Below are 459 nucleotides of genomic sequence, written 5' to 3'. Positions count from 1 at the left end.
TTTTCCCTTCCCCCCCTCTTCCTTCTCTTCCCTCTTTCCCCCTTCCTCTCCCCTCCCTCCTCCCTTTTTTTTCCCTTCTCTCTTTTCCTCTCTCCCTCCTTCTTTCCTTTCCTCTTTTTTTCCCTTTCCCTCTTCCCCTCCCCCTTTTTCCTCACTTCCTCCTTCTCTTCCTCTCCCCTTCCTCTTTCCTTCTTCCCTCCCCTTCCTTCCCTCCCCCTCCTCCCTCTTCTTTCTTTTCCTCTCCTCTTTTTTTTTTTTTCTTTCCTCTCCCTTTCCCCCCCTCTCCCCCTTCTCTTCCCCTTCCCCCTTCTCCCTCCCTTCTCCTTCCTCTCCTCCCCTTTTTCTTCCCCCTCCCTTCCTCCCCACCCTTCTCCTCTTTTTTCCCTCTTTTTATATAATTTTCTAGTCCTACCCACTCAACCACAGAACTGACACCATTCCAGGAAGTAAAGGAATAAT

The 459-nt window shown here is 50.3% G+C and carries 1 protein-coding gene; it reads right to left on the bottom strand.

Translation table 11 applies throughout. The annotated features are described in order from the left end of the window. The coding region (locus tag NR125_RS29325; protein WP_256816879.1) for a hypothetical protein at window positions 1-416 on the bottom strand (416 nt) is incomplete at its 3' end. Between the last annotated feature and the right edge of the window lie 43 nt (window positions 417-459).

Origin of the sequence: Cytobacillus sp. Bac17 (assembly GCF_024519925.1) — a bacterium.
GTDB lineage: Bacteria > Bacillota > Bacilli > Bacillales > Cytobacillaceae > Cytobacillus > Cytobacillus pseudoceanisediminis.
The sequence above is the reverse complement of the archived record's forward strand: the minus strand, read 5'-3'. Positions and strand labels throughout refer to the sequence as shown.